This is a genomic window from Natronomonas sp., from assembly GCF_046483325.1.
Classification (GTDB): domain Archaea; phylum Halobacteriota; class Halobacteria; order Halobacteriales; family Haloarculaceae; genus Natronomonas.
Genome location: NZ_JAWODL010000006.1, coordinates 1 through 5,690 on the forward strand (window position 1 = coordinate 1; position 5,690 = coordinate 5,690).

The following is a 5,690-nucleotide window of genomic DNA, read 5'->3' on the forward strand; positions in this document are numbered from 1 at the left end:
GAGCGGTTCGGCTTCGAGCGCACGCGGATCAAGGACGTGACCGAGGCGGTCGGCATCGGGACGAGCACGTTTTACACCTTTTACGACTCGAAGGAGGCGCTGTACGTCGAGGTGCTCCGCGCGGAGCGCGAGGACCTGGAGGCGGCGATCGCCGAGGCGGTCGCGACGGCCGACACGCCCCGCGAGGAGGTGCGCGTCCTGCTGAAGACCACGCTGCGGGAGGTGCGGTCGAACCCGCTCATCTCCTCGCTGATCGTGGACGGGGAGCTCCGGGCGTTACAGGACCGGATGGCCGACGCCGACGGGGACGGCGAGGAGATCGCGTCGGCGGCGTCCGACTCGGAGCTGCCCTTCGCCGGGCGGTGGGCCTCGCTGGAGGAGTTCCGGTACGACGACCCCGAGCTGATCGACGAGCTGTTCGTCTCGCTCGTGTTCACCGCGCGCTCGCGGAACCCCCCGATCGGCGCCGACACCGACGCGGAACACGAGCGCGTCGAGGACGCGCTGATCGAGACGATCCTGGACGGGCTGTTCACAACCGAGTGAGCGGCCCGGAACCGTCGGGCGCTTTTTAAATAGTCACGTCTCGGCGGACCGGCGGGTCGCGTCTTCCGGCGTCGCGGCGTCCGACGGCGTTTCGACTCGTCGTCGGGGTCTCCGATCCGGTCGTCAAAAATCCTCGCTCCGCCGGTCGACGTCGTCGCCGTCGATCGACTCCGGTGCGGGCCGCGAACGCGCGGCGTGTGCCTCTGTGGTCGATCGCGGCGCGGCCGACGCCCCGGAAGCGAGGCGTCGGGCCGGGGGAATGCGGCGCGGCCGGGCGCGAGGCCCTACCCGATGCGGTGTCGCGCCCTCGCTCGCGCCGTCCCGAAGTACGCCCTCCACGCGCCTAAATCCCGTGCGGGTGGGCGGGGAGGGCGCACACGCCGCGGGGGTCGGCGCGCCCCTCCACGCGACCGTCCGCGCCCGGTGTAATTTAAAAAGTCCCGCACTGCCGGGGTATCGGGCTTATCGGACTCGCGCGGGTACACGCAGGTGCCGGTGGAGGACACGACACTGGCCCGGTCGAGCGGTACTCGTCACCGACGGCGCGTCCCGACCCCCTCGCGGGACGCGCCACCGCCCACATCGTAGTCCGTGAGTGACCCGCCGCGGGCGGGGGGTCCGCCCCACCTCACGCCCCCGCAGCGGCGTCTCAGTTCTCCTTCGGAGTCGCTTCGCAGTGCCGACTCCGCTTCTCCGTCAGGCGCTCGGTCGAGCTCCCGCCGCCGATCGGCGGCGTCTGCCCGTCGGCGTCCGACGGCCGGCGTCCGCCCGCCGGGGGCTGCCCGCCGACATCCACCCGCCGGGGGCTGCCCGCCGGGCTTTTAGAGCCGGGGCTCGAACGAGCGCACGGGGGGTACCGCGGAGCGGACCCAGGGGTACGGGTCTCAAAACGGACCGCACGAGGGGTGCGGTCGAACGTCGCAGACGACATGGACAGACCCTACCAAAGAAACTGTTCCATGTCGCCTGAAGGACCTTAATCGTCCATTTACCACTCGTTAGGAGATAGATATAGCTGTTTCGGTCCTCCTGACGATTCTCATGTTATCTAAATGTCACGAGTACGATCTGCCTACCCGCGATCGACTCAAATCCGAGATCGGCCGTCTCACGCCGTCTCCGTCGGTTGTCGAGAGTTAACACGATTTTAATATCCCACAAAGCATATATATCGACCACTTTAACTGACATTCGCAGACCCCTATCCGAGATAATGCGATGCCGATCGCGAGTAATCCGCGTCAAGTCCGGCTGCGCCCTCGATGCGATGTTGGTCGACGACGACCGGGCGAGTGAGGCGGGGACAAAGCAGGGTGTCGCGACGCAGACAACACACAACAAACAATGACAAACGACACAAACACACGCACGAAGGCCAACGCGGTCTTCTTTGCGGCTATCATGGTTATATCCATGGTCGCTGTCGGTTTTGCTGCTGCACCCGCAGCCGCAGCAGCTGATTCCGTCGACGCAACTGACGTCGACTTTAACGATGGCGACACAACGGACATTGCTGTAACATCAGATGGAACGAGCGATGACGAAGCGAATGTAGTCATCGACGTAAATGGCAACGACCAGTACGACGACGGGACAGACATCCTGCTTGCACCAGAAGATGGGTCCCTCGATGAGACTGGCGACAACAATGTGATCAACTTCGCAAGTGTAGACGTGAGTTCCCAGTCTGTTGGGGACTACGAGGTCTACGCCGCTGCAGGTGACTCAACCAACGGTGGTGCGCCCGCACCGAGTGACGGCGACACGCTCGGAGCCAGTAATGACTTCGGTGAGGCATCGACTACTCTGACGGTGGAGGACAATGTCGACATCACCGTCACCGACGTCAGTCCTGATCCCGCGACCTCGGGAGAGGACGTTGAGTTCACCGTTTCGGCATCCAACTCCAGTGGCGCCGTCGAAGGAGAGACGATCACTGTGAACGACGCAGACGGCCTCAGCTTCGCGTCCACGTCCGTTACGACGGACAGTGACGGCGATGCCGTCTTCACCGCTGAAAGCGTTGAAAACCAGGCTGGCGACTACACTGTTGTCTTCGAGCATGACGGTGGCGACAACGATCAGGCCTCCGATACGCTCACGACTGAGGCCGAGGATGTCAGCAACTACGACGCTGACAGAATCTTCGCCTACACGCTTGATTCTGATGCCGACACTGCCGGTGATGATGCCAGCGACGCAATAGAGAACGAGCTCGTCTGGCAGGGTCAGACTGTCGCAGTAAACGACCTTGAGATTAACACCGACGTCATTCTCCGCGAGGACCAGGGTGACGACGGGACCCGTACTGTCGAAGAACTCTCGACCGACGACTCCGGTGTCGTCGAAATCGACACGGCTGATCTCGAGAGCGGCGACTACTTCCTCGATGGTGCTGGCGCCGGCATGGAGGCCGGCAACTCGTTCGAGATTGCATCCCAGAGCCTGAGTACGGACTTCGACGAGGACTCCGTTCAGTCCGACGAAGTCGCTGACCTCGAGTTCAACTCCAACCGTGGCACCTACACGCTCAACGTGAGCGCCGACGGTGACCTCGACGACGGCGAGCTCGAGCAGCTCTTCGCTGACGCCGGCTACACCGTGACTGACGTCGAAGCCGACAACGATCAGGTTCAGATCGAAAAGGTCAACGACGGTACCGTTGACGCGAACTTCTCGAACGTTGACGACCTCGACACGGGTGAATACGAGTTCACCTTCGAATCTGTCGACACGAACGCTGAAGACACCGCCTCGATCAACGTGACCGAAGCGGCCGACGGCGACCTCCAGCTTAACGAGAGCTCGACTAGCGTCGCGCAGGGCGACATTGCCGAGATTACGGTCAACCTCGACGAGACCGACGAAGGTACCGTCGTGATCGGCGTTGCTGACGAGGACAACTACCAGGCGAACATCAGCGTCGTTGACGACGACGAGGACGGCGAAGTCGTCGTGCAGTTCAACACGTTCACCGCTGGTAACAACAGCTCGGACGCCAACATCGTCTCCGCCGAAGGTGACGACGAGGCGACCCTCGAGAACAAGGAAGACGGTATCCAGAACCTCACCAACCAGCTTGACACGGGCGACTACGACATCTCCGTGAGCCCGGTCAACACTGACGGAGAGTCTGACGCTTCGGCCGCGCTCGACGAGGAGAGCGACATCGGGTCGCTGATCATCGAGGAGCGCTCCACCGACAGCATGCAGCTCTGGCGCACCACCGAGGATGTCGCCGGAGACGTCGTTGATGTGCAGGACGACGACGGTGACGAGGAGGCAGTCTCCGCCATCGCAGGCGGCGTCGAAGCCGGCGCTGTGACCCAGACTGACGTTGTCGCGCTGGGTGACTCCGACGACGTTCTCGTCCACCAGATCACTGCGAGCGGCCTCGAAGGCGCGCTCGCTAACGTGAGCGACGACAACGCAGACGCGCTCGTCGAGCTGGCTGACGCCGGCGCAGTGGACCTGACGTTCACCGAGCAGAACCCCGGTGCGAACCAGGATCCTGACGAGTACACGCTCGGCAGCGATTCCGGCGAGATCGGTGCTGACGACATTAACGTCGTCTACGACGAGGCCAACGACGACTACTACGTCCTCGCCAACGCCGGCGACATCGGCGGCGAAGACGGCGACGAGTACGAAGTCGAGTTCACGGTTCAGGACCCGCGCCTGACCGCCGCAGACGATGACGAGGACGACTCCGACACGCTCGAAGAGAACTACGAGTCGGTGAACTCCACGTTCGACTTCGAAGACGCCGAGATCGAGTTCGACTCGGACCCGGTCGAAGTCGAGAACGCTGAAGAGCAGAACATCACGGGCACGACGAACGTCGCGCCCGGTTCGGAAGTCGACGTCCGCGTCCGCAGTGACGAGGCGCAGGCGAACTTCATCAAGAACGCCGAGGACAACGTCGTCACGGCTGACGGCACGTTCTCGAGCACGTTCGACTTCAGCGAGGAGAGCGTCAACGACACGTTCACTGTCACGACGCGCAACTCCCCGCTCGCGAGCGACGAACAGGCCGAGGCTGACGGAACGGTCGTCGAAGCCGCCGAGGAGAACCCGGCTGCCTTCGAGGTCTCTGACCTCGAGCCCGCCGAGGCGACCGCCACGGCCGGCGACTCGGTGACCGTCTCCGCGACGATCGAGAACACCGGCGACTCCAACGCGACCCAGGACGTCGCGCTCACGCTTGACGGCGAGGAGCTCGACAGCCAGGAAGTCTCGCTGGAAGCCGGCGGTAGCACCACCGTCGAGTTCACGGCCGACACGTCCGGCCTCGACGCCGGTGACTACACCCACGGTATCGCGACGGACGACGACGAGCAGACCGGCACGCTGACGATCGAAGCCGACGACGGCGACGACGGCAGCGATGACGGCGACGACGGCTCCGACGACGGCGACGACGGCACCGACGACGGTGACGACGGCACCGACGACGGTGACGACGGCGACGACGGCACCGACGACAGCACGCCCGGCTTCGGCGCGCTCGTCGCGCTCGTCGCCCTCATCGCGGCTGCGCTCCTCGCTACCCGGCGTACCGAGTAACGCAGCAGCGATACCCCACGCTCGCTAACCATCGGCCCACGCGGGCCGACCCTTGCGGTATTTCTTTATCCGACTCGACTCCGCCAGCCCGGTAGCGGAAGCGCTTCCGACGGGTCCTGACGGCCGCTATCGACTCGGTCGGTCCCGAACGAGATCTCTGACCGGACCGATATCGGGCGCCTGACGGGCGTGTGCCGCTATGTACACGGGTTCCCGATTATGTCACACGCAAAGTATTTAGCAGGACCAACGTGTGTTTCGGACGTCGTAACCCTACCAAGCGTGGTACGTGACTGTCCGCGGCCGAGTCCGGTCGCGCCCTCGACGCGGTGCGGGTCTCCGGCGACCGGGCGCGAGCCGGGGGAGACCGCGACCACCGCGACACGGACACCACTCTCATGACAACCGACACACCCTATCGCGGGACGGCGCGCGCGGTCTTCCTCGCGGCGATCGCGGTCGTCTCCGCGGTCGCCGTCGGGTTCGCGGCCGCCCCCGCGGTAGCACAAGACGCATCGTACGACGACACGGACGACCTCATCGGCGAACTCCTCTGGCAGGGGGAGACCGTCGAGGTC

Annotated in this window: 4 protein-coding genes; all 4 read left to right on the forward strand. The window is 64.4% G+C overall.

Features of this window, described 5'->3' with window-relative positions:
* Window positions 1–546 (forward strand): TetR/AcrR family transcriptional regulator (locus tag R6U53_RS00955; RefSeq protein ID WP_410320507.1); only part of this gene is annotated, 546 nt, incomplete at its 5' end.
* A gap of 1,213 nt (window positions 547–1,759) precedes the next feature.
* Window positions 1,760–1,894 (forward strand): hypothetical protein, encoded by a 135-nt coding sequence (locus R6U53_RS00960; protein WP_410320508.1) that lies wholly within the window; start codon window positions 1,760–1,762, stop codon window positions 1,892–1,894.
* Window positions 1,891–5,112, forward strand: coding sequence for a BGTF surface domain-containing protein (locus R6U53_RS00965; protein ID WP_410320509.1), 3,222 nt, complete (start codon window positions 1,891–1,893; stop codon window positions 5,110–5,112). Before R6U53_RS00960 ends, R6U53_RS00965 begins: the two co-directional genes overlap by 4 nt.
* A 398-nt stretch (window positions 5,113–5,510) precedes the next feature.
* On the forward strand, window positions 5,511–5,690 hold a 180-nt coding region (locus R6U53_RS00970; RefSeq protein WP_410320510.1), incomplete at its 3' end, for a hypothetical protein.

Bases quoted from the DNA above. Each gene is read 5' to 3' on its own strand.
- R6U53_RS00960 (WP_410320508.1), top strand. From the start codon at position 1,760: ATGCGATGCCGATCGCGAGTAATCCGCGTCAAGTCCGGCTGCGCCCTC.
- R6U53_RS00965 (WP_410320509.1), top strand. From the start codon at position 1,891: ATGACAAACGACACAAACACACGCACGAAGGCCAACGCGGTCTTCTTT.